This is a genomic window from Pseudomonas sp. GW821-FHT09A09, assembly GCF_059418405.1.
In genome coordinates, this window is the sequence record NZ_JBWKPU010000035.1 from 1 (window position 1) to 22,239 (window position 22,239).

Here is a 22,239-nt window from a genome sequence, read left to right on the forward strand (position 1 = left end):
TTTTGGTTACTTTTGGCTGGGCCGGCATTCCGGGCTCTTTTCCAAAAGTGACCCGCCGTAAGGGCGGAACCATAAGCCGCCATCACCCCAATAACGGATATGCCCCCCAACAACCCAAAACCTGGCCCGACTCTTGCTCTACCTCCCAATACTGCATCCCCGATCCCCAATGCAGTGGAGACCTTTACCTATGCCAGTCGCCCCGAACACCCTCCTTCAGGCTGCCCCCGCAGCCAAGCCTCAAGCGCCCGCCGCTACACCTCCGGCAGCGGCTACGGCCCCACAGGACAAGGGCCCTGGCTTCGCTCAGGTGTTCGCCAGCCAAGGCACCAAGCCGACGGTAAAGACCGACGACACCCCGTCCAAACCTTCTCGTGACAAGACCTCTGACGCCAGCGCCAAGCCTGCTGACAACAGCAGCAAGCCTGCCGCCAGCACGCCAGCGGTTGCCGATAGCGGCAAACCCTTGCCTGCCACGCCACCGGCCAAGTCCGATGACAGCGCCAGCAGCGACGACGACAAACCCACCGACCCGTCCCTGGTGCAGCAACCTCTGGTTGACCCCGTCGTCGACCCGGCGCTGATTGCTACCGTTACCCCTGTGGCCGTGCCGGTTCCGGTGCCCGCAGTAACCCCGGCGCCGGCCGCTGCACCAGATGAAAAGGCTCAGCCCGTGGTTGCCCCGCCCGTCGCAGCCACCGACGAAACCAAGCAACCTGCTTTCGACCCTTCTGCCGACCCGCTGGACTCAATGCCCGCCGTACGCCTGGCGATGGAGCAGGGCGGTCACGTCTCCGCAAGCAGCCAGACGCCGCAAAAAGCCACGCCTGCGCCGACGCAGGACCAACCGACCGCCGCGCAGAACTTCGCCGCAGGCCTGGCCAACATGGTCGACCAGCAGGCCGCCAAGGACAGCACCGACACCGGTGGCGACAAGACCTTCACCAGCCTGATCGACGGTGGCCTCAAGGACTTGAAGGACGTCAGCAGCGACACCCGTGTCGATGACTTCGCCAACCGCTTGGCGGCGCTGACCCAGGCCGCCACGCCGAAAACCGCGAACGCCTTGCCGCCCGTGGCCAATGCGCCGCTGGCCATGCACCAGAGCGGCTGGACCGAAGAAGTGGTTAACCGCGTGATGTACCTGTCCAGCGCCAACCTCAAGTCGGCCGAGATCCAGTTGCAGCCGGCAGAACTCGGGCGCCTGGACATCAAGGTCAACATGGCGGCCGACCAGCAGGCCCAGGTCACCTTCATGAGTGGCCATGCGGTGGTGCGTGAAGCGCTGGAAAGCCAGTCCGGCCGCCTGCGTGAGATGTTCGCGCAGCAGGGCATGGGGCAAGTGGACGTCAACGTTTCCGACCAGTCCCGTGGCTGGCAAGGTCAGGGCCAAGAGCAACAACAGCAAAACCAGGCCCGTGGCGTGAGCGGCAGCGGTGGCCGTGGTGATGGCGGCGATGCGGCGGACCACGCCGAAGTCGCAGCGGCCGTCGCGCCGGTCACCACCACCGTGATTGGCTCCAGCGCCGTCGACTACTACGCCTGACCCAGGCAACCGCGAACTGTAGGAGCCCGCTTGCGGGCGATAGCGTCCTTAAGGGCCCCATCGCCGGCAAGCCGGCTCCTACAGTTTTGTTGCGCGTACGCTTCCAGACAACTCTGGCATAACACTTGCTCTTGCCTTTCCGTAGATCTATGAATCCCCGAATAGTGACGGATTATTGGCATGGCGAAGAGCGACGACGCAGCAAAACCCCCTGCAGGTAAAGGCAAGCTCAAGCTTATCTTGTTGATAGTGCTGGGCCTGGTCCTGGCCATCGGCGCGTCGGTGGGCGGCACCTGGTACATCATGCACAGCAGTGCCAGCAAACCGGCCCCTGCCGCCGAAACCGCCACCAACGTCAAGCAACCGGCAATCTTCGAGCCGATGCTTCCGGCCTTTGTCGCCAACTTCAATCAGAACGGTCGTCAACGCTACCTGCAGGTGAGCATCACCTTGCTGGCACGTAACCAGGCGGACCTGGATGCGCTCAAAGTGCACATGCCGGTGATCCGCAACAACCTGGTGATGTTGTTCTCCGGGCAGAGCTTCGACAGCCTGGCCACTCCGGTAGGCCAGGAAATGCTGCGCCAGAAGGTCACTGCCAGCGTGCAGGAAGTGGCCCAGAAAGAGCTCGGCAAAGTCGTGGTCGAGCAGGCGCTCTTCACTAACTTCGTATTGCAGTAGGATCACGACATGGCCGTGCAAGACCTGCTGTCCCAGGATGAAATCGACGCGCTGTTGCATGGCGTCGACGATGGTCTGGTACAGACCGAAATGGCTGCCGAGCCCGGCAGCGTCAAAAGTTATGACCTGACCAGCCAGGATCGTATCGTCCGTGGACGCATGCCGACCCTGGAGATGATCAACGAGCGTTTCGCCCGCTACACCCGTATCAGCATGTTCAACATGCTGCGCCGTTCGGCGGACGTGGCGGTGGGCGGCGTGCAGGTGATGAAGTTCGGTGAATACGTGCATTCGCTGTACGTGCCCACCAGCCTCAACCTGGTCAAGATCAAGCCGTTGCGCGGCACTGCGCTGTTCATCCTCGACGCCAAGCTGGTGTTCAAGCTGGTGGACAACTTCTTCGGCGGCGACGGCCGTCATGCCAAGATCGAAGGGCGTGAGTTCACCCCGACCGAACTGCGTGTGGTGCGCATGGTGCTGGAGCAGGCCTTCATCGACTTGAAGGAAGCCTGGCAGGCGATCATGGAAGTCAATTTCGAGTACATCAACTCGGAAGTGAACCCGGCCATGGCCAACATCGTCGGCCCCAGCGAAGCCATTGTGGTGTCGACCTTCCATATCGAGCTCGATGGCGGTGGCGGCGACCTGCACGTGACCATGCCGTACTCGATGATCGAGCCGGTGCGCGAAATGCTCGACGCCGGTTTCCAGTCCGACCTCGACGACCAGGACGAACGCTGGGTCAAGGCCCTGCGCGAAGACCTGTTGGATGTCGACGTACCGCTGAGCGCCACCGTGGCCCGTCGCCAGTTGCGCCTGCGCGACATCCTGCACATGCAGCCGGGTGACGTGATCCCTGTGGAACTGCCGGAAGAACTGATCATGCGCGCCAACGGCGTGCCGTCGTTCAAGGTCAAGCTCGGTTCCCACAAGGGCAACCTGGCGTTGCAAGTGGTCGAGCCGATCAACCGTCGCTGATCCGCCCTAATTTATTGATGAATTTTCGCTGCGCCGAGGACATGTAATGGCTACCGAACACGAAAACACTTCCGCCGAAGACCAGGCCCTGGCTGACGAATGGGCTGCGGCCCTGGAAGAAACCGGCGATGTCGGCCAAGACGACATCGACGCACTGCTGGCTGCCGATGCCGCCACTGCACCGGCTGGCAACCGCCTGGCGATGGAAGAATTCGGCAGCGTGCCGAAGAACAACGACCCGGTGAGCCTCGATGGCCCGAACCTGGACGTGATCCTCGACATTCCGGTGTCGATCTCCATGGAAGTGGGCAGCACCGAAATCAACATCCGCAACCTGCTGCAACTCAACCAGGGTTCGGTGATCGAACTCGACCGCCTGGCCGGTGAGCCACTGGACGTGCTGGTCAACGGCACCCTGATCGCCCACGGCGAGGTGGTGGTGGTCAACGAGAAGTTCGGCATCCGCCTGACGGACGTGATCAGCCCGAGCGAACGCATCAAGAAGTTGCGCTGATATGAAGTATTCGATGGCGGGACTGTTTCTGGCGCTGCCATTGAGCGCCCTGGCGGCCGAGCCGGTGGCGCAAGCCGCGACGGCAGCGGCACCCGTGGTGAGCAGCGGCATCGGTGGGCAATTGACCCAACTGGTGCTGGGCTTGCTGCTGGTGGTTGGCCTGATCTTCGTGCTGGCCTGGCTGATGCGCCGCGTGCAGCGCATCGGGCCGGGCAACGGCCAGGTCATCGAGATGATCGGCTCGCGCGCCCTCGGCCCGCGGGACCGGTTGGTGCTGGTGCAAGTGGGCGATGAGCAGATCTTGCTTGGCATCACGCCGGGCCGCATCACCCCGTTGCACGTGCTCAAGACGCCGGTGGAAGTGGCCCAGACCCAGGCCGCCACACCCGAATTCGCCCAGCGCCTGATGGAGTTGCTGGGCAAGGATCAGAAGGATAAGAAGTAATGCGCGTTTTATTGACGCTCATGCTGTTGCTGGCTGCGCCGATGGCGATGGCCGCCGACCCGTTGTCGATCCCGGCGATTACCCTGGGCACTAACGCGGCCGGGGCCCAGGAGTATTCGGTCAGCCTGCAGATCCTGCTGATCATGACGGCGCTGAGTTTTATCCCGGCGTTCGTCATGCTGATGACCAGCTTCACGCGGATCATCATCGTGTTCTCGATCCTGCGTCAGGCCCTGGGCCTGCAACAGACGCCGTCGAACCAGATACTCACCGGCATGGCCTTGTTCCTGACGCTGTTCATCATGGCGCCGGTGTTCGACAAGGTGAACCAGCAAGCCCTGCAACCTTACCTGGCGGAAAAACTCACCGCCCAGGACGCCATCGACAAGGCTCAGGGCCCGATCAAGGACTTCATGCTGTCGCAGACCCGTTCCAGCGACCTTGAACTGTTCATGCGCCTCTCCAAGCGCACCGACATCGCCACGCCAGACCAGGCGCCGCTGACGATCCTGGTGCCGGCGTTTGTCACGTCTGAATTGAAGACCGCGTTCCAGATCGGCTTCATGATCTTTATCCCGTTCCTGATCATCGACCTGGTGGTGGCGAGCGTGCTGATGGCCATGGGTATGATGATGCTGTCGCCGCTGATTATTTCGTTGCCGTTCAAGATCATGCTGTTTGTGCTGGTGGACGGCTGGGCGCTGATCATCGGCACCCTGGCCAGCAGTTTCGGCGGGGTATAGCGCGATGACGCCAGAAGTTGCGGTCGACTTGTTCCGTGAAGCGCTGTGGCTGACCACCATGATGGTGGCCGTGCTGGTGGTGCCCAGCCTGTTGGTGGGCCTGCTGGTGGCGATGTTTCAGGCCGCGACCCAGATCAACGAACAGACCTTGAGCTTCCTGCCGCGTCTGCTGGTGATGTTGATCACTCTGATCGTTGCCGGCCCGTGGCTGGTGCAAACCTTTATGGAATACATCCTGCAGCTGTACGGCAGTATTCCGCAGTTGATCGGCTGACCCCATGCAGTCTGTGCTGGCATTGACCGACACCCAGATCAGCACCTGGGTGGCGTCATTCATCTTGCCGATGTTCCGTGTCACGGCCGTGCTGATGACCATGCCGGTGTTCGGCACCACCCTCGTGCCGCGCCGTATCCGCCTGTATTTCGCGTTCGCCATCACCGTGGTGATCGTGCCCGGGTTGCCGCCGATGCCGCCGGTGAATGCCCTGGACCTCAGTGCCTTGTTGCTGATTGCCGAGCAGATTTTGATCGGGGCGCTGCTGGGGTTCTCGCTGACGTTGTTTTTCCAGGCGTTCGTGATTGCCGGGCAGATTATCTCGATCCAGATGGGCATGGGCTTCGCGTCCATGGTCGACCCCACCAACGGCGTGTCGGTGGCGGTGATCGGGCAATTCTTGACCATGCTGGTGACCTTGATTTTCCTGGCCATGAACGGCCACCTGGTGGTGTTCGAGGTGATGACCGAGAGCTTCACCACCTTGCCGGTGGGGTCCGGACTGGTGGTCAGCCACTTCTGGGAGCTGGTCGGCCGGCTCAGTTGGGTGCTGGGCGCATCGTTGCTGCTGGTGCTGCCGGCAATCACTGCGTTGCTGGTGGTCAACATCGCGTTCGGTGTCATGACCCGTGCGGCGCCGCAGTTGAACATCTTCTCTATCGGTTTCCCGTTGACCCTGGTGCTGGGCATGGGGATTTTCTGGATCGGCATGGCCGACATTCTCAATCAGTATCAACCGCTGGCGACCGACGCCTTGCAGTTCTTACGTGATATGGCACGGGCGCGTTGAGCCATGGCCGAGAGCGAGAGTGGTCAGGACAAGACAGAAGACCCCACGGAGAAACGTAAAAAGGACTCCCGGGAAAAGGGCGAGATTGCCCGCTCCAAAGAACTCAATACCCTGGCGGTGATGCTCGCCGGTGCCGGTGGCCTGCTGATCTACGGCGGTGGCCTGGCGTTGGACCTGATGGAGTTGATGAAGCTCAACTTCTCCCTGCCCCGCGAAGTGCTGCTCAGCCCAGGCGCCATGGGGCTGTACCTGTTGCACTCGGGGAAGATCGCGATTCTGGCGGTGCAGCCGGTGCTGATTACGCTGCTGCTGGCCGCACTGATCGGCCCGGTCTCCCTCGGCGGCTGGTTGTTTGCGCCCGGCAGCATGGCGCCCAAGTTCAGCCGTATGAACCCCGGGCCCGGGCTCAAGCGCATGTTTTCCAGCAAGGCGCTGGTGGAACTGCTCAAGGCCTTGGCCAAATTCATTCTGATCCTGTTTGTGGCGCTGACGGTGTTGTCATCCGACATTGATGATTTGCTGCGCATCGCCCATGAACCGCTGGAGTCGGCGATCATTCACAGCGTGCAATTGGTGGGCTGGAGTTCGCTGTGGATGGCCTGCGGGCTGATCATCATTGCCGCCGTGGATGCGCCGATCCAGCTGTGGGAAAGCCACAAGAAGCTGCTGATGACCAAGCAGGAAGTGCGCGACGAACACAAGGACCAGGAAGGCCGCCCAGAGGTCAAGCAGCGCATTCGCCAGCTGCAGCGCGAGATGTCCCAGCGCAAGATGATGGCCGCAGTGCCCGACGCCGATGTGGTCATCACCAACCCGACCCACTATGCCGTGGCGCTCAAATACGACCCGGAGAAGGGCGGCGCGCCGATGCTGCTGGCCAAGGGCAGTGACTTCACCGCGCTGAAGATCCGCGAGATTGCGGTGGCCAACGACATCCTGCTGCTGGAATCGCCTGAGCTGGCGCGGTCGATCTTCTACTCCACCGACCTGGACCAGGAAATCCCGGCCGGGCTGTACCTGGCCGTTGCCCAAGTGCTGGCGTACGTCTATCAGATCCGCCAATACCGCGCGGGCAAGGGCAAGCGCCCGGACCCGCTCAAAGACCTGCCTATCCCCCCAGAGCTGCGCCGCGACTCCTGACAACCCGCTCACTACAATTTACCGTTCGTCGTTGATGGGGGGCGACCTGTCAAGGTTGACAGTGGTCGTTGGCATGGCTTCGCGGTTTGATAGTGCTGCAAGTTCTTAAGCGGCGGTCGGGAGTAAGGCAATGGCGACGGGCACGGTCAAATGGTTCAACGCGGCAAAGGGCTTTGGGTTCATCACCTCGGACGATGATCAGAAAGACTTGTTCGTACACTATTCAGCCATTGAGTCCGACGGATTCAAGACGCTGGAGGAGAACCAAAAAGTTGAGTTCAGCGTTGTGGAAGGCCCCAAAGGCCCTCAGGCCGCGAAGGTGCATCCACGCTGACGGGTGAGCAAAGACGCCAGTCGTGTATTCCTCAAGCAAAAGTTGGAAGGCTTCTTGCAATACCGCCTGCAAGTCGCTTTTCGGCGTCAAAAGTTTGCTTCAAGGAAACGAGGAATACCGGTGGTGGATCGCTCTCAAATGCTCGGCACGGCCCGCAGCACCCTGACTGACCTTTCGCGAGGCAATCTGGGTGTGCCGTTGTTGTTGCTGGTGATGCTGGCAATGATGATGTTGCCGATGCCGCCGTTCCTGCTGGACGTGTTCTTCACCTTCAACATTGCGCTGTCGGTGGTGGTGCTGCTGGTCTGCGTATACGCCCTGCGGCCCCTGGATTTCGCGGTCTTCCCGACCATCCTGCTGGTGGCAACGCTGCTGCGCCTCGCGCTGAACGTGGCGTCTACGCGGGTGGTCATGCTGCACGGCCAGGACGGCCATGCCGCTGCAGGTAAGGTGATCCAGGCCTTCGGTGAGGTGGTGATCGGCGGCAACTACGTGGTCGGTATCGTGGTGTTTGCGATCCTCATGATCATCAACTTCGTGGTGGTCACCAAGGGTGCCGGGCGTATCTCCGAGGTGAGCGCACGGTTTACCCTCGACGCCATGCCCGGCAAACAGATGGCCATCGACGCCGACCTCAACGCCGGCCTGATCGACCAGAACCAAGCCAAGGCCCGCCGCCTGGAAGTGGCCCAAGAGGCTGAGTTCTACGGTTCGATGGACGGTGCCAGCAAATTCGTACGCGGTGACGCCATTGCGGGCCTGTTGATTCTGTTCATCAACCTGATCGGCGGCATGGCCGTCGGTATCTTCCAGCACGGCATGACCTTCGGCGATGCGGGCAAGGTGTACGCCTTGCTGACCATCGGTGACGGTTTAGTGGCGCAATTGCCATCACTGTTGTTATCTACAGCAGCGGCCATCATGGTGACCCGTGCTTCGGGCTCCGAAGACATGGGCAAGCAGATCAGCCGTCAGATGTTCGCCTCGCCCAAGGCGTTGGCCGTGGCGGCGGGCATCATGGCGATCATGGGCATCGTGCCGGGCATGCCCCACGTGTCGTTCCTCAGCATGGCGGCCATGGCCGCTGGCGGTGCCTACCTGTTCTGGCGCAAGCAAAACCAGGTCAAGGTGCTGGCCCAGCAGGAAATCGCCCGTCAGCAGGATTTGCTGCCTTCCCCGGCCCGCGCCCAGGAAACCAAGGAGCTTGGCTGGGATGACGTGACCCCGATCGACATGATCGGCCTGGAAGTGGGCTACCGCCTGATTCCGCTGGTAGACCGCAACCAGGGCGGCCAACTGCTCGCGCGGATCAAGGGTGTGCGCAAGAAACTGTCGCAAGACCTGGGGTTCCTGATGCCCACTGTGCACATTCGCGACAACCTCGACCTGGCCCCGAGCGCCTACCGCCTGACCCTGATGGGCGTGATCCTCGCTGAAGCGGAGATCTACCCGGACCGCGAGTTGGCGATCAACCCCGGCCAGGTGTTTGGCTCGCTCAACGGCATAACCGCCAAAGATCCGGCTTTTGGCCTTGACGCGGTGTGGATCGAAGTCAGCCAGCGCAGCCAGGCCCAGTCCCTCGGTTATACCGTGGTAGACGCCAGTACCGTGGTCGCGACCCACCTCAACCAGATCCTCTACAAGCACTCCCACGAGCTGATCGGCCACGAAGAAGTCCAGCAATTGATGGGTTTGCTGGGCAAAGCCTCGCCAAAACTCGCCGAAGAACTGGTGCCGGGCGTGCTGTCGCTGTCGCAATTGCTCAAGGTGCTGCAGGCGCTGCTGGCCGAGCAAGTGCCGGTGCGCGACATCCGCAGCATTGCCGAGGCCATCGCCAACAATGCCGCCAAGAGTCAAGATACTGCCGCCCTGGTGGCCGCCGTGCGCGTCGGATTGTCGCGTGCAATCGTGCAAAGCATTGTAGGGATTGACTCCGAGCTGCCTGTGATCACCTTGGAACCAAGGTTGGAACAAATATTGCTCAATAGTATTCAGAAGGCAGGACAAGGCCAGGAAGAGGGCGTTCTGCTGGAGCCAAGCATGGCTGAGAAGCTGCAGCGTTCGTTGATCGAAGCCGCGCAGCGCCAGGAAATGGCAGGCCAGCCGATCATTCTGCTGGTGGCCGGCCCCGTCCGAGCGATGTTGTCGCGATTTGGGCGCCTGGCAGTACCGAATTTGCACGTTTTGGCTTATCAGGAAATTCCTGACAACAAGCAAGTGACTATCGTCGCGACAGTAGGGCCCAACGGCTGAGGGTAGTGGGTTATGCAAGTTAAGCGTTTTTTCGCCGCCGATATGCGTCAGGCCATGAAACTGGTTCGTGATGAATTGGGCGCCGACGCCGCGATTATCGGAAACCGCCGCATTGCCGGTGGTGTCGAGCTGACGGCTGCCCTGGATTACACCCCCCAGGCGCTGGCGCCGCGTGTGCCGAACATGGAACTCGAAGACGAGCTGCGCAAGACCGCTTCGCGCATTGTGTCGGCCCAGGCTGAACTGAGCATGCGTGGCGACAGCGATGCCACCACCAATCGCCAACTGTTCGCCGGCCTGCCGCTGACCGCTGCCGAGCCGCTGGTAGAGCCGACCTTCAAAGAACCACCGCGTCCTGCTGCGCCAGCCCCGGCCCCCGCAGTCGACCCGCGTGTGTTCGACTCGATGCGTTTTGAACTCAATGGCCTGCGTGAGCTGCTGGAAGTCCAGCTTGGTTCGCTGGCGTGGACCCAGCTGCAAGGCAGCAAGCCGCAACAGGCCAACCTGTGGCGCCGCCTGCAACGTATCGGCTTGTCCGGCCCGTTGTCCCGCGACCTGCTGGCCCTCACCGCCGAAGTCGAAGAGCCTCGCCAGGCCTGGCGCATGTTGCTGGCCCACCTGGCGCGCATGATCGTCACCCCGGAAATCGAGCCCCTGGAAGAGGGCGGTGTGATCGCTATGGTCGGCCCTGCCGGCATGGGCAAGACCACCACCCTGGCCAAACTGGCCGCGCGTTACGTGCTCAAGTACGGCGCGCAGAACATCGCGCTGGTGAGCATGGACAGCTACCGTATTGGTGCCCAGGAACAGCTCAAGACCCTGGGGCGTATCCTCAATGTATCGGTGACCCACGTCGACCCGGGCCAGTCCCTGGCCAATGCCCTCGACCCCCTGTTGCGCAAGCGCGTGGTGTTGATCGATACCGCTGGCCTGCAAGCCAGCGACCCGGCGTTGCGCATGCAACTGGAAAGCCTGGCCGGGCGTGGCATCAAGTCGAAGAATTACCTGGTGCTTGCAACCACCAGCCAGAAACAGGTTCTTACCGCTGCGTATCACAGCTACAAGCGCTGCGGCCTGGCCGGTTGCATCCTGACTAAACTCGATGAAACGGCGAGTCTGGGCGAGGTGTTGAGCCTGGCCATCAGCCACGAATTGCCGGTTGCCTACCTGACCGACGGGCCGCGGATCCCGGATGATCTGCATCTGCCGCGCCGTCATCAGTTGGTCAGCCGTGCAGTCAGCGTGCAAATGCAAGAAGAGCCTAGCGAGGAAGCGATGGCCGACATGTTCGCTGACCTTTACCACAACCCGGCAAAACGGGTCGGTTGAGGGCAGCATGAACACCGTGAAATGTATCTACATCGATGGTCTGCAAGCGTTTCACGCGGCCAAGCCATGTAGCCTGCGTCTAAGCAAGACAAGGTAAAGAAATAAAATGGGCAGCATGCATCCCGTACAGGTGATCGCGGTGACCGGCGGCAAAGGTGGCGTCGGGAAAACTAACGTGTCAGTGAATTTGTCCCTGGCCCTGGCAGAGCTTGGCCGTCGCGTCATGCTGCTGGATGCTGACCTGGGGTTGGCGAACGTCGACGTTCTGCTGGGGCTGACACCCAAACACACCCTCGCCGATGTGATCGAAGGCCGTTGTGAGCTGCGCGATGTGCTGCTCCAGGGCCCCGGTGGCATTCGGATCGTGCCGGCCGCCTCGGGCACCCAGAGCATGGTGCACCTGAGCCCGGCGCAGCATGCCGGCCTGATCCAGGCCTTCAGTGATATCGGCGACAACCTCGACGTGCTGGTGATCGACACCGCCGCCGGGATCGGCGAGTCCGTGGTCAGCTTCGTGCGCGCGGCGCAAGAAGTGCTGCTGGTGGTCTGCGATGAACCCACCTCGATCACCGACGCCTACGCCCTGATCAAACTGCTTAACCGTGACTACGGCATGAACCGCTTCCGCGTGCTGGCCAACATGGCCCAAAGCCCGCAGGAGGGGCGAAACCTGTTCGCCAAGTTGACCAAGGTCACGGATCGCTTCCTCGATGTCGCCTTACAATACGTCGGCGCAGTTCCTTATGACGAGTGTGTGCGCAAGGCCGTGCAAAAGCAGCGTGCGGTCTATGAAGCGTTCCCTCGTTCGAAGTGCGCACTGGCGTTCAAGGCCATTGCCCAGAAGGTCGATACCTGGCCGTTGCCCGCCAACCCGCGGGGGCATCTGGAGTTTTTCGTCGAGCGATTGGTGCATCAGACGAGCGCAGGACCCGTGCTATGACAGCGACTGGCTACAACGCGTACAAGAAGTCTGCCCGTGACAGCCAGGGCGAGTTGATCGAGCGCTACGCGCCGTTGGTCAAGCGTATCGCCTATCACCTGCTGGCACGCCTGCCGGCCAGCGTCCAGGTCGAAGACCTGATCCAGGCCGGCATGATCGGCCTGCTCGAAGTGTCGACCAAATACGACGCGAGCAAGGGTGCAAGTTTTGAGACGTATGCGGGTATCCGTATCCGTGGCGCGATGCTCGACGAAGTGCGCAAAGGCGATTGGGCACCGCGTTCGGTGCACCGCAATACGCGCATGGTCAGTGATGCAATTCGCGCAATTGAAGCAAAAACCGGTCGTGACGCTAAAGATCATGAAGTTGCGGCCGAACTCCAATTGAGTCTCGATGATTACTACGGGATTTTGAACGATACCTTGGGCAGCCGCCTGTTCAGTTTCGACGACCTGTTGCAGGACGGCGAACACGAAGGGCTGCACGAGGACGGCGCGAGTGCACATCTCGAGCCGTCGCGTGACCTGGAAGATGAACGCTTCCAGGGCGCGTTGGCGGACGCGATCGCCAATTTGCCGGAGCGTGAGCGACTGGTGTTGGCGCTGTACTACGACGAAGAGCTGAACCTCAAGGAAATCGGTGAGGTCCTGGGGGTCAGCGAGTCGCGTGTCAGCCAGCTGCATAGCCAGTGCGCAGCCCGCTTGCGGGGGCGATTGGGAGAGTGGCGAGCGCGCTGACAGGCAGTGTGGGGACACTGCAGACGCTACCGTGAAAGCCCACGCTTTCGCGGGTTCGTACCGTGGTGCCCTGGGCAGTCCTTTTTGTGTAACGCCTGTTGATTGAAATGGCGCGTCCAGGTGCTGGGCGCGTTTAAGACTGCTTGGAGGTCGAATTGGACAAGAACATGAAAATCCTCATCGTTGATGACTTCTCAACGATGCGGCGGATCATAAAAAACCTGTTGCGTGATCTTGGGTTCACAAACACGGTCGAGGCGGATGACGGCATTACGGCGATTCCGATCCTCAACAGCGGGAGCATCGACTTTCTGGTAACCGACTGGAACATGCCGGGCATGACCGGTATCGATTTGCTGCGCCACGTGCGTGCTGATGAAAAACTGCGCAGCCTGCCTGTGCTGATGGTGACCGCCGAAGCCAAGCGTGAGCAGATCATCGAAGCCGCCCAAGCCGGGGTAAACGGTTACGTGGTCAAGCCATTCACTGCGCTGGCCTTGAAAGAGAAGATCGAGAAAATCTTCGAACGCATCGGTCATTGATGCTGCCACGGGGGAGCTATGGAGCATAAAGAAACGTCACAGGGAGACTTCGAGTCGACCCTGAAAAAGCATGCTCACCAGTTGGTCGACAGCCTTGAAAAAGGCCAGTTTGGCGACGCGGTGCAGTTAATCCATGAGCTCAACCAGACCCGTGACCGCGGCCTGTACCAGGAAGTGGGCAAGCTCACGCGCGAGCTGCACAGTGCGATCGTCAATTTCCAGATTGACCCGCACATGCCCCAGGCCGAAGAGATTTCGCAAATCACCGATGCCACCGAACGCCTGTCCTACGTGGTCAGGCTGACTGAGGCGGCGGCCAACCGCACCATGGACCTGGTGGAGAACGCCACGCCCCTGGTCAATGGAATGGCCAATGAAGCCCAGGCCCTCAGCGTTGACTGGGGCCGCTTCATGCGTCGGGAAGTGGGCGCGGAAGAGTTTCGTGAATTGGCGCGTCGGGTCGACGGCTTTTTGTCGCGCAGCGAGCAGGAAAACCGCACGGTTTCCAGCAACCTCAACGACATTCTGCTGGCCCAGGATTACCAGGACCTCACCGGCCAGGTGATCAAGCGTGTGACCCAATTGGTCACCGAAGTGGAAAGCAACTTGCTCAAATTGGTGCTTATGGCAGGCCAGGTTGACCGCTTTGCCGGTATCGAACATGACCGCGCAGCGATCCTCTCGGAAAAAGATCCACAAAAACATCTCGCCAAGGGTGAAGGTCCGCAGATTCATGCCGATAAACGTGAAGACGTTGTATCGGGTCAGGATGATGTTGATGACCTGTTATCCAGTTTAGGCTTCTAAGGAGCACCCACATGAGCTTCGGCGCCGATGAAGAAATCCTTCAGGATTTCCTTGTAGAGGCCGGCGAAATTTTAGAGCAACTGTCCGAACAACTGGTCGAGCTGGAAAGCCGACCGGATGATGCGAACCTGCTCAATGCAATTTTTCGCGGTTTTCACACTGTAAAAGGGGGCGCCGGCTTCCTCCAGCTCCATGAGCTGGTGGAGTGCTGCCACATCGCCGAGAACGTGTTCGACATCCTGCGCAAGGGTGAGCGTCACGTTGACTCGGAATTGATGGACGTGATTCTCGAAGCACTGGATGCGGTCAACGGCATGTTCAGCGAAGTGCGCGACCGTGCACCGATCACTGCCGCCACTCCGGAACTGCTGGCCGCCCTGGCGCGCCTGGCAGAACCTGCCGACACCTCGGCCGCACCCGTTGCGGCTGCGGCGCCCGAGCCTGTAGTGGAAGCCGAGCCGGACGTGACGGACAGCGAGTTCGAACAGCTGCTCAATTCCCTCAGTGCCGTCAAGGCCGAGGCTGAGGCCCCGGCTGCTGCGGCGGCTGAAGTCGCAGCGCCGACCAGCGAAGACATCACCGACGCAGAGTTCGAGTCACTGCTCGACCAATTGCATGGCAAAGGCCAGTTCGCGGCTGACGCCGTGGCGCCTGCCGCCGCGCCAGAAGCGCCGGCGGCCTCCGCCAACACCGACATTACCGACGACGAATTCGAAGCGTTGCTCGACCAACTGCACGGCAAGGGCACCTTTGTGGCCGACGCCTTGCCGGAAGTCGCTGCAACCGCCGCCGCGCCTGCCGCCAGTGCCGCGCCGGCCGATGACGGGCTGATTTCCGATCACGAGTTCGAGTCCCTGCTGGACGAATTGCACGGCAAAGGCAAGTTCTCCGAAGTGGCCCCGGCCGCTGCGGTAGCAACGGCCGCACCGGTAGCTGCCAAAGCCGCCGCGCCTGCTGCCAAGCCCGCCCCGGCCCCTGCGGCCACTGCTGCACCTGCGCCTGCACGGACGGCTGCCGCGCCGGTGGCCGACAAGCCGGCCAGTGAAGCCGAAACCACCGTACGGGTTGATACCGCACGCCTGGACGACATCATGAACATGGTCGGCGAGCTGGTGCTGGTGCGTAACCGCCTGGTGCGTCTGGGCCTGAGCAGCGGCGATGAAGCCATGCAAAAGGCCGTGTCGAACCTGGACGTAGTGACCGCCGACCTGCAGACCGCCGTGATGAAAACGCGGATGCAGCCGATCAAGAAAGTCTTCGGCCGCTTCCCGCGCCTGGTCCGCGACCTGGCACGCCAGCTCAAGAAAGAGATCAACCTGGAACTGGTGGGTGAAGAAACCGACCTCGACAAGAACCTGGTCGAGGCCCTGGCCGACCCGCTGGTCCACTTGGTGCGCAACGCTGTCGACCACGGCGTGGAAACCCCGGAAGAACGCGAAGCGTCGGGCAAATCGCGCAATGGCAAGGTGATCCTGGCCGCCGAGCAAGAAGGCGACCACATCCTGTTGTCGATCACCGATGACGGCAAGGGCATGGACCCGGCGATCCTGCGCAATATCGCGGTCAAGCGTGGCGTGATGGACAAGGATGCCGCCGACCGCCTGACCGACACCGAGTGCTACAACCTGATCTTCGCCCCGGGCTTCTCGACCAAGACCGAGATCTCCGACGTGTCCGGCCGTGGCGTGGGCATGGACGTGGTGAAGACCAAGATCAGCCAGCTCAACGGCTCGATCAACATTTACTCGACCAAGGGCCAGGGCTCGAAGATCGTGATCAAGGTGCCGTTGACCTTGGCGATCATGCCGACCCTGATGGTGATGCTGGGCAACCAGGCGTTCGCCTTCCCGCTGGTCAACGTCAACGAGATCTTCCACCTCGACCTGTCGCGCACCAACGTGGTGGACGGCCAGGAAGTGGTGATCGTGCGCGACAAGGCGTTGCCACTGTTCTACCTCAAGCGCTGGCTGGTGGCATCGGCCAAGCATGAAGAGCAGCGCGAAGGCCATGTGGTGATTCTCTCCGTGGGCACCCAGCGTATCGGCTTTGTGGTCGATCAACTGGTGGGCCAGGAAGAAGTGGTCATCAAGCCTTTGGGCAAAATGCTGCAGGGAACCCCGGGCATGTCGGGTGCGACCATCACCGGTGACGGCCGGATCGCGCTGATTCTCGATGTTCCGAGCATGCTCAAGCGTTACGCCGCTCGGCGTATTTGATTCTGGTGGGGCAGGGCGGTATTGCCCGCCCCGCCTAACGGAGTGTTTATGGCAGTCAAGGTCCTGGTGGTGGACGATTCGGGTTTCTTCCGCCGCCGCGTCTCGGAAATTCTTTCCGCCGATCCAACGATCCAGGTGGTCGGCACGGCCACCAACGGCAAAGAGGCGATTGATCAAGCCATTGCGTTGAAGCCGGACGTGATCACCATGGACTACGAGATGCCGATGATGGATGGCATCACCGCAGTTCGGCACATCATGCAGCGCTGCCCGACCCCGGTGTTGATGTTCTCCTCGCTGACCCACGAAGGCGCCCGGGTGACCCTGGATGCGCTGGACGCCGGCGCGGTGGACTTCCTGCCGAAGAACTTCGAAGACATCTCGCGCAACCCCGAGAAGGTCAAGCAGATGCTGTGCGAGAAGGTGCACAGCATTTCCCGCAGTAACCGTCGCAGCCTGTTCAGCACCCCCGCGCCTGCGCCAACCCCGGCTCCCGCAGCGGCCCCGACCAGCGCGTTCGGGCGTCCTGCGCCGGCACCGGTTGCGCGTCCTGTTGCGCCTGCACCGGTGCGGGCTGCTGCGCCGGCTGCCGCTCATTCGCCTGCGCCCAAGCGCAAAGCCTACAAGTTGGTGGCCATCGGCACGTCCACGGGCGGCCCGGTTGCCCTGCAACGTGTGCTGACCCAGCTGCCGGCCAACTTTCCGGCGCCGATCGTGCTGGTGCAACACATGCCGGCCGCGTTCACCAAGGCCTTCGCCGAGCGCCTGGACAAGCTGTGCCGCATCAGCGTCAAGGAAGCCGAGGATGGCGACATCCTGCGTCCTGGCCTGGCGCTGCTGGCCCCGGGTGGCAAGCAGATGATGGTGGACGGCCGTGGCGCGATCAAAATCCTGCCGGGCGATGAGCGCCTCAACTACAAGCCTTGCGTGGATATCACCTTCGGTTCGGCAGCCAAGTCCTACGGCGACAAAGTTCTGGCGGTGGTGCTCACCGGCATGGGCGCCGACGGCCGCGAAGGCGCGCGCCTGCTCAAGCAGGGCGGCAGCGCCATTTGGGCCCAGGACGAAGCCAGCTGCGTGATCTATGGCATGCCCATGGCCATCGTCAAGGCTGACCTGGCCGATGCGGTCTACAGCCTGGACGACATCGGCAAGCATCTGGTGGAGGCCTGCCTCTGATGGATGTGTTGAGCCTGATCGGCATCATCATGGCGTTTGTCGCGATCATCGGCGGCAACTACCTCGAAGGTGGCCACCTCGGCGCCTTGGCCAACGGCCCGGCCGCGCTGATCGTGATCGGCGGCACCGTGGGCGCGGCACTGTTGCAATCGCCCCTGAGCTCGTTCAAGCGCGCCATGCAGATCTTGGTGTGGATCATCTTCCCGCCACGTGTGGACCTGCCAGGCGGCATCGACCGTGTGGTCAACTGGAGCCTCACCGCGCGCAAGGAAGGCCTGCTGGGCCTGGAAGGCGTGGCCGATGCGGAGCCCGACAGCTACGCGCGCAAAGGCCTGCAGTTGCTGGTCGACGGCGCCGAACCGGAAGCGATCCGCAGCATCCTGGAAGTGGATTTCTACACCCAGGAAAGCCGCGACATCAACGCCGCCAAGGTCTTTGAAAGCATGGGCGGCTACGCGCCGACCATCGGCATCATCGGTGCGGTGATGGGCCTGATCCACGTGATGGGCAACCTCGCCGACCCTTCGCAGCTGGGCAGCGGCATTGCCGTGGCGTTTGTCGCCACCATCTACGGTGTGGCCAGTGCCAACCTGGTGTTGTTGCCGGTGGCGAGCAAACTCAAGTCGATTGCCATGCGCCAGTCGCGTTATCGCGAGATGTTGCTGGAAGGTATTTTGTCGATTGCCGAGGGCGAGAACCCGCGCTCCATCGAATTGAAGCTTCAGGGCTTCATGGATTGATGAACATGCACCCTGTAGGAGCCGGCTTGCCGGCGAAAGTCGTCAACGATGACGCGGGTTGCCGGGCACCCTGCGGTGTGCTCGGGTTTTTCGCCGGCAAGCCGGCTCCTACAGGGGATTTGTGTTGCCGGGGGAGGTGCCTGTGAGCCGTCGCCGTCGCGAACCTGAAGAACACGTCAACCACGAGCGGTGGCTGGTGTCCTATGCGGACTTCATCACCTTGCTGTTCGCGTTTTTTGTGGTGATGTATTCCATTTCGTCGATCAACGAAGGCAAGTACAAAGTCATTTCCCAGGCGCTGATCGGTGTGTTCAACGATGCCGACCGCGCCCTCAAGCCGATCCCCATTGGTGAAGAGCGGCCCAAGACCGTGACCCCGGCCAAGCCGCTGGTCAACGACAGCGACGAAACCGCAGCCGGCGTGGGGGGCACCAGCGACCCGCTGAAAAGCATCGCCGATGACATCAGCGCCGCCTTTGGCGACCTGATCAGCTCCAACCAGATGACCGTGCGCGGCAATGAGTTGTGGGTCGAGATCGAGCTCAATTCCAGCCTGCTGTTCGCCAGTGCCGACGCGATGCCCAGCGACCAGGCGTTCACTATCATCGACAAGGTGGCGGCGATCCTCAAGCCGTTCGAAAACCCGATCCATGTGGAAGGCTTTACCGACAATTTCCCCATCAGCACCGCGCAGTACCCGACCAACTGGGAGCTGTCTTCGGCGCGTGCGGCAAGCATCGTGCGCATGCTCGCGATGCAGGGGGTGAACCCCGGGCGCCTGGCGTCGGTGGGCTACGGTGAGTTCCAGCCAGTGGCCAATAACGCCACGGCCGAGGGCCGCGCGAAGAACCGCCGCGTGGTGCTGGTGGTGTCGCGCAACCTCGATGTGCGCCGCAGCCTGACGGGCACGGGGACGGCAAATGCGACACCGGATGCGGCGTTGAAGCGGGCTGGCACACAAACTGCACCGGCCCCTGCAAAGCCGCCGGTTCGTTCGGGCAACGTCAATTCTCCGTCACCGGCTCAATAACCCTATGCAATGTCTCGGTCGCGCCTGTGCCCACCGGGAGGAACCAACCGAATGAGAGTCTGGGCAGTTGCCAATCAAAAAGGTGGGGTCGGCAAGACCACCACCTCCATCGCCTTAGCCGGCTTGCTGGCCGAGGCGGGCAAGCGTGTGGTTGTGGTCGACCTGGACCCCCACGGCTCCATGACCAGCTATTTCGGCTACGACCCGGATGCGCTGGAACACAGCAATTACGACCTGTTCCTGCACAAAGGAAGCGTACCGGCCGACTTGCCGGGGCAATTGCTGCTGCCCACCAGCAACGAAAGCATTTCCCTGCTGCCGTCCAGCACCGCCCTGGCCACCCTTGAGCGCCAGTCGCCCGGGCAGAGCGGCCTGGGCCTGGTGATCGCCAAGACCCTGGCGCAACTGTGGCAGGACTTCGACTACGCAATCATCGACAGCCCACCGTTGCTGGGCGTGCTGATGGTCAACGCCTTGGCAGCGAGCCAGCAGTTGGTGATTCCGGTGCAGACCGAGCACCTGGCCGTCAAAGGCCTGGAACGCATGGTCAGCACCCTGGCGATGATCAACCGCTCGCGCAAGCAGGCGCTGCCATTCAGCATCGTGCCGACCTTGTTCGACCGCCGCACCCAGGCGTCCCTCGGTACGCTGCGCGTGTTGCGCGATGCCTACCCGGACACCATCTGGAACGGCTACATTCCGGTGGACACGCGCCTGCGTGACGCCAGCCGCGCAGGCCTCGCGCCGTCGCAGTTCGACCCGAAAAGCCGGGGCGTGCTGGCCTATCGCGCGTTGCTCAAGCATCTGCTGTCCCAGCAGCTTGTGGCGCAGGTGGCGTGATGAACCGTCCCGTCGAACTCAAGACCCGGCCGCAACTGGCACTGGAGTCCTACCTGGACGCCTTGCTGCAGGACGCGACCGCTGAAGAATTGCCCGAGCCGATCCTGGTGCTGGAGCCGGCCGTCGAACCAGAAAGCACGTTGGATGAATTCCAGCTGGCGGTGCTGGAAGAACAAGCGCGTGATGCCCAAGTGGTTGTCGCGCCGGTTGTGGTGCCGATCGTCCCCGTGGTGGTGGCGCCTGTAGCGCCCGTGGTGGTCGAGCCCGTGGTCGAGGTGCACCTGCCGCCGAGCATCACGCCGCCACCTGTGACGGGCGACGACCGACCCTCCTGGGCCGCCGAGCCTTTCGAATGCCTGCTGTTCGATGTCGCGGGCCTGACCCTGGCCGTGCCGCTGGTGTGCCTGGGTTCGATCTATTCTCTGGAAGGCCAGGAGCTGACACCGCTGTTTGGGCAACCGGAGTGGTTCCTCGGCATCCTGCCGAGCCAGGCGGGCAACTTGAAAGTCCTCGATACCGCGCGCTGGGTGATGCCCGACCGCTACCGTGATGACTTCCGCCAGGGCTTGCAGTACGTGATCTCGGTGCAGGGCTACGAGTGGGGGCTGGCGGTTCATCAAGTCAGCCGCTCGTTGCGCCTGGACCCGAACGAAATCAAATGGCGCAGCCACCGGGGCCAACGGCCTTGGCTGGCAGGCACAGTGATCGAACACATGTGCGCGTTGCTCGACGTCGCCGAGCTGGCCGAGCTGATCGCCAGCGGCGCCGTCAAATCGATGCCACTGAACAAACACAGTTGATTGAACAATAAGGGTCGCATGCGAATGCGGCCAATGAAGCACACACGCCGTGTCATGCGGCATTTGAAGGGGTCAGGGGTATGAATAAATCAGCGTCCGCACAAGGTTTGGATGATCCGATCCTGCAATGGGTGACCTTCAAACTGGACAACGAGTCCTACGGCATCAACGTGATGCGCGTGCAGGAAGTGCTGCGCTACACCGAGATCGCGCCGGTACCGGGTGCGCCAAGCTATGTGCTGGGCATCATCAACCTGCGTGGCAACGTGGTGACGGTGATCGACACCCGCCAGCGCTTTGGCCTGGTGCCGACTGAAGTCAACGACAACACCCGTATCGTCATCATCGAAGCCGACAAGCAAGTGGTCGGGATCATGGTCGACAGCGTGGCTGAAGTGGTTTACCTGCGCCAATCGGAAGTGGAAACCGCGCCGAACGTGGGTAATGAAGAATCCGCCAAGTTTATCCAGGGCGTGTGCAACAAGAACGGCGAGCTGCTGATTCTGGTTGAGCTGGACAAGATGATGAGCGAAGAAGAATGGTCGGAACTGGAGAGCATCTGATTGTTCCTTGAGGCGGCGGTGATCGTCCTGGCCCTGTTGTGGGCCGGGACGCTGGCATTTGTGCTGCGCTATGTGCGTCAGCAGCGGGAATTGGCTTTGCAGCAGGCCGAGCGTGATGCCGTGCGGGACCGACGCCTGGTGGAGTTGGCCAAGCGGGTTGATCACTTCCAGCAGAGTGCGGTGAAGGTCGGGGACGAGGTGCACGAGTTGCGCGCGATCCTGGGGCCGTTGCCGGATAAGTTGGCGCAGATTGAACAGCGTGATCCGTCCAGCCTTTCGTTTGCGCAGGCGGCGAAATTGGTGGGGATGGGGGCGACGGTGGATGAGTTGACGCAGTCTTGTGGGTTGACTCAGGCTGAGGCGCAGCTGATGAGTAAGCTTCACAAGAGCTGACCGGGTACATATCCATTACTTAGGTAACGGCCGCCTATGGTTCCGCTCTTACAGCGGCTCACTTTTGGAAAGGCCCAAAAGTAAGCAAAAGGCCTTTGCCCCAACACTCGGCACCTCGCTTAGGCTCGGTGTGCCCTCACTCCGGCTTTGGAGCGTGGGCCGCCGCGATGGGCCATCCTTGGCTCAGCGCGGCTAACCCGGCGTCCTGCCGGGTTACCCACGCTCCAAAGCCTGCGTTCGGCCAGCGTGTTTGACGGGGCGCCTCAGATCAAAATCAAAAGCAGACGCGGCGGCCTTAGAGCCGACCGGTGATGCTTGCCGACCGCATTCCCCTGTAGGAGCCGGCTTGCCGGCGATGCAGACACCTCGGTGAATCAGGTACACCGCGTTGATGCCATCGCAGGCAAGCCAGCTCCCACAGGATG

Annotated in this window: 24 protein-coding genes; all 24 read left to right on the top strand. The window is 61.8% G+C overall.

Annotated features, from left to right (window positions below):
- The first annotated feature begins 190 nt into the window (after positions 1-190).
- The 24 genes from AC07OV_RS24580 to AC07OV_RS24695 all read left to right on the top strand — a co-directional run bounded on the left by AC07OV_RS24580 (position 191) and on the right by AC07OV_RS24695 (position 21,814).
- Positions 191-1,546, top strand: coding sequence for a flagellar hook-length control protein FliK (locus AC07OV_RS24580; RefSeq protein WP_495093157.1), 1,356 nt, complete (start codon positions 191-193; stop codon positions 1,544-1,546).
- 180 nt (positions 1,547-1,726) lie between these two features.
- Entirely contained in the window at positions 1,727-2,227 is a 501-nt protein-coding gene (gene fliL / locus AC07OV_RS24585) for a flagellar basal body-associated protein FliL (protein WP_176999083.1), read from the top strand.
- Positions 2,228-2,236: 9 nt separating this feature from the next.
- Positions 2,237-3,205 (top strand): flagellar motor switch protein FliM, encoded by a 969-nt coding sequence (fliM, locus tag AC07OV_RS24590; protein WP_105523143.1) that lies wholly within the window; start codon positions 2,237-2,239, stop codon positions 3,203-3,205.
- Positions 3,206-3,251: 46 nt separating this feature from the next.
- On the top strand, positions 3,252-3,719 hold the full coding sequence (fliN, locus tag AC07OV_RS24595; RefSeq protein WP_003192941.1) for a flagellar motor switch protein FliN: 468 nt from the start codon (positions 3,252-3,254) through the stop codon (positions 3,717-3,719).
- A 1-nt stretch (position 3,720) separates the two neighbouring features.
- The gene (gene fliO, locus AC07OV_RS24600; protein ID WP_176999082.1) at positions 3,721-4,164 is read left to right on the top strand and encodes a flagellar biosynthetic protein FliO; all 444 of its coding nucleotides are present in this window, start codon (positions 3,721-3,723) and stop codon (positions 4,162-4,164) included.
- The gene (gene fliP / locus AC07OV_RS24605) at positions 4,164-4,907 is read left to right on the top strand and encodes a flagellar type III secretion system pore protein FliP (protein ID WP_176999081.1); all 744 of its coding nucleotides are present in this window, start codon (positions 4,164-4,166) and stop codon (positions 4,905-4,907) included. The genes fliO and fliP overlap by 1 nt, the downstream gene beginning before the upstream one ends.
- A gap of 4 nt (positions 4,908-4,911) precedes the next feature.
- Positions 4,912-5,181 (top strand): flagellar biosynthesis protein FliQ, encoded by a 270-nt coding sequence (fliQ, locus tag AC07OV_RS24610; protein ID WP_003214552.1) that lies wholly within the window; start codon positions 4,912-4,914, stop codon positions 5,179-5,181.
- Between the two features lie 4 nt (positions 5,182-5,185).
- The gene (fliR, locus tag AC07OV_RS24615; protein ID WP_494998748.1) at positions 5,186-5,971 is read left to right on the top strand and encodes a flagellar biosynthetic protein FliR; all 786 of its coding nucleotides are present in this window, start codon (positions 5,186-5,188) and stop codon (positions 5,969-5,971) included.
- Positions 5,972-5,974: 3 nt separating this feature from the next.
- Positions 5,975-7,111: a flagellar biosynthesis protein FlhB gene (gene flhB, locus AC07OV_RS24620; RefSeq protein WP_176999079.1), complete on the top strand. Its 1,137-nt coding sequence runs from the start codon at positions 5,975-5,977 to the stop codon at positions 7,109-7,111.
- 130 nt (positions 7,112-7,241) lie between these two features.
- Positions 7,242-7,445: a cold-shock protein gene (locus tag AC07OV_RS24625; RefSeq protein WP_176999078.1), complete on the top strand. Its 204-nt coding sequence runs from the start codon at positions 7,242-7,244 to the stop codon at positions 7,443-7,445.
- 138 nt (positions 7,446-7,583) lie between these two features.
- Positions 7,584-9,698, top strand: coding sequence for a flagellar biosynthesis protein FlhA (gene flhA / locus AC07OV_RS24630; protein WP_218172831.1), 2,115 nt, complete (start codon positions 7,584-7,586; stop codon positions 9,696-9,698).
- 12 nt (positions 9,699-9,710) lie between these two features.
- Positions 9,711-11,027, top strand: a complete 1,317-nt coding sequence (gene flhF / locus AC07OV_RS24635; RefSeq protein WP_178925710.1) for a flagellar biosynthesis GTPase FlhF — start codon at positions 9,711-9,713, stop codon at positions 11,025-11,027.
- 106 nt (positions 11,028-11,133) lie between these two features.
- Positions 11,134-11,967 (top strand): flagellar synthesis regulator FleN, encoded by an 834-nt coding sequence (gene fleN, locus AC07OV_RS24640; RefSeq protein ID WP_003192912.1) that lies wholly within the window; start codon positions 11,134-11,136, stop codon positions 11,965-11,967.
- Positions 11,964-12,704: an RNA polymerase sigma factor FliA gene (gene fliA / locus AC07OV_RS24645; RefSeq protein WP_135292003.1), complete on the top strand. Its 741-nt coding sequence runs from the start codon at positions 11,964-11,966 to the stop codon at positions 12,702-12,704. Before fleN ends, fliA begins: the two co-directional genes overlap by 4 nt.
- A 167-nt stretch (positions 12,705-12,871) precedes the next feature.
- On the top strand, positions 12,872-13,246 hold the full coding sequence (locus tag AC07OV_RS24650) for a chemotaxis response regulator CheY (protein WP_005790040.1): 375 nt from the start codon (positions 12,872-12,874) through the stop codon (positions 13,244-13,246).
- 18 nt (positions 13,247-13,264) lie between these two features.
- Complete coding sequence (locus tag AC07OV_RS24655; protein WP_176999075.1) at positions 13,265-14,053, top strand: protein phosphatase CheZ; 789 nt, start codon at positions 13,265-13,267, stop codon at positions 14,051-14,053.
- Positions 14,054-14,064: 11 nt separating this feature from the next.
- Positions 14,065-16,269, top strand: coding sequence for a chemotaxis protein CheA (locus tag AC07OV_RS24660; protein ID WP_176999074.1), 2,205 nt, complete (start codon positions 14,065-14,067; stop codon positions 16,267-16,269).
- A 48-nt stretch (positions 16,270-16,317) separates the two neighbouring features.
- Positions 16,318-17,448 carry a protein-glutamate methylesterase/protein-glutamine glutaminase gene (locus AC07OV_RS24665; protein ID WP_176999073.1) on the top strand — a complete coding sequence of 377 codons (1,131 nt, stop codon included), beginning with the start codon at positions 16,318-16,320 and terminating at the stop codon, positions 17,446-17,448.
- Positions 17,448-18,188 carry a flagellar motor protein gene (locus tag AC07OV_RS24670; protein WP_010208778.1) on the top strand — a complete coding sequence of 247 codons (741 nt, stop codon included), beginning with the start codon at positions 17,448-17,450 and terminating at the stop codon, positions 18,186-18,188. Before AC07OV_RS24665 ends, AC07OV_RS24670 begins: the two co-directional genes overlap by 1 nt.
- Before the next feature lie 142 nt (positions 18,189-18,330).
- Entirely contained in the window at positions 18,331-19,218 is an 888-nt protein-coding gene (gene motD, locus AC07OV_RS24675) for a flagellar motor protein MotD (RefSeq protein WP_176999072.1), read from the top strand.
- Positions 19,219-19,269: 51 nt separating this feature from the next.
- Positions 19,270-20,058: a ParA family protein gene (locus AC07OV_RS24680; RefSeq protein WP_016976611.1), complete on the top strand. Its 789-nt coding sequence runs from the start codon at positions 19,270-19,272 to the stop codon at positions 20,056-20,058.
- Positions 20,058-20,858 carry a CheW domain-containing protein gene (locus tag AC07OV_RS24685; RefSeq protein ID WP_494998745.1) on the top strand — a complete coding sequence of 267 codons (801 nt, stop codon included), beginning with the start codon at positions 20,058-20,060 and terminating at the stop codon, positions 20,856-20,858. Before AC07OV_RS24680 ends, AC07OV_RS24685 begins: the two co-directional genes overlap by 1 nt.
- An 80-nt stretch (positions 20,859-20,938) precedes the next feature.
- Positions 20,939-21,421 carry a chemotaxis protein CheW gene (locus tag AC07OV_RS24690; protein ID WP_010564003.1) on the top strand — a complete coding sequence of 161 codons (483 nt, stop codon included), beginning with the start codon at positions 20,939-20,941 and terminating at the stop codon, positions 21,419-21,421.
- On the top strand, positions 21,422-21,814 hold the full coding sequence (locus AC07OV_RS24695) for a DUF2802 domain-containing protein (protein ID WP_176999070.1): 393 nt from the start codon (positions 21,422-21,424) through the stop codon (positions 21,812-21,814).
- Positions 21,815-22,239: the final 425 nt, after the last annotated feature.

Bases quoted from the DNA above. Each gene is read 5' to 3' on its own strand.
- AC07OV_RS24580 (WP_495093157.1), top strand. From the start codon at position 191: ATGCCAGTCGCCCCGAACACCCTCCTTCAGGCTGCCCCCGCAGCCAAG.
- fliL (WP_176999083.1), top strand. From the start codon at position 1,727: ATGGCGAAGAGCGACGACGCAGCAAAACCCCCTGCAGGTAAAGGCAAG.
- fliM (WP_105523143.1), top strand. From the start codon at position 2,237: ATGGCCGTGCAAGACCTGCTGTCCCAGGATGAAATCGACGCGCTGTTG.
- fliN (WP_003192941.1), top strand. From the start codon at position 3,252: ATGGCTACCGAACACGAAAACACTTCCGCCGAAGACCAGGCCCTGGCT.
- fliO (WP_176999082.1), top strand. From the start codon at position 3,721: ATGAAGTATTCGATGGCGGGACTGTTTCTGGCGCTGCCATTGAGCGCC.
- fliP (WP_176999081.1), top strand. From the start codon at position 4,164: ATGCGCGTTTTATTGACGCTCATGCTGTTGCTGGCTGCGCCGATGGCG.
- fliQ (WP_003214552.1), top strand. From the start codon at position 4,912: ATGACGCCAGAAGTTGCGGTCGACTTGTTCCGTGAAGCGCTGTGGCTG.
- fliR (WP_494998748.1), top strand. From the start codon at position 5,186: ATGCAGTCTGTGCTGGCATTGACCGACACCCAGATCAGCACCTGGGTG.
- flhB (WP_176999079.1), top strand. From the start codon at position 5,975: ATGGCCGAGAGCGAGAGTGGTCAGGACAAGACAGAAGACCCCACGGAG.
- AC07OV_RS24625 (WP_176999078.1), top strand. From the start codon at position 7,242: ATGGCGACGGGCACGGTCAAATGGTTCAACGCGGCAAAGGGCTTTGGG.
- flhA (WP_218172831.1), top strand. From the start codon at position 7,584: ATGCTCGGCACGGCCCGCAGCACCCTGACTGACCTTTCGCGAGGCAAT.
- flhF (WP_178925710.1), top strand. From the start codon at position 9,711: ATGCAAGTTAAGCGTTTTTTCGCCGCCGATATGCGTCAGGCCATGAAA.
- fleN (WP_003192912.1), top strand. From the start codon at position 11,134: ATGGGCAGCATGCATCCCGTACAGGTGATCGCGGTGACCGGCGGCAAA.
- fliA (WP_135292003.1), top strand. From the start codon at position 11,964: ATGACAGCGACTGGCTACAACGCGTACAAGAAGTCTGCCCGTGACAGC.
- AC07OV_RS24650 (WP_005790040.1), top strand. From the start codon at position 12,872: ATGAAAATCCTCATCGTTGATGACTTCTCAACGATGCGGCGGATCATA.
- AC07OV_RS24655 (WP_176999075.1), top strand. From the start codon at position 13,265: ATGGAGCATAAAGAAACGTCACAGGGAGACTTCGAGTCGACCCTGAAA.
- AC07OV_RS24660 (WP_176999074.1), top strand. From the start codon at position 14,065: ATGAGCTTCGGCGCCGATGAAGAAATCCTTCAGGATTTCCTTGTAGAG.
- AC07OV_RS24665 (WP_176999073.1), top strand. From the start codon at position 16,318: ATGGCAGTCAAGGTCCTGGTGGTGGACGATTCGGGTTTCTTCCGCCGC.
- AC07OV_RS24670 (WP_010208778.1), top strand. From the start codon at position 17,448: ATGGATGTGTTGAGCCTGATCGGCATCATCATGGCGTTTGTCGCGATC.
- AC07OV_RS24680 (WP_016976611.1), top strand. From the start codon at position 19,270: ATGAGAGTCTGGGCAGTTGCCAATCAAAAAGGTGGGGTCGGCAAGACC.
- AC07OV_RS24685 (WP_494998745.1), top strand. From the start codon at position 20,058: ATGAACCGTCCCGTCGAACTCAAGACCCGGCCGCAACTGGCACTGGAG.
- AC07OV_RS24690 (WP_010564003.1), top strand. From the start codon at position 20,939: ATGAATAAATCAGCGTCCGCACAAGGTTTGGATGATCCGATCCTGCAA.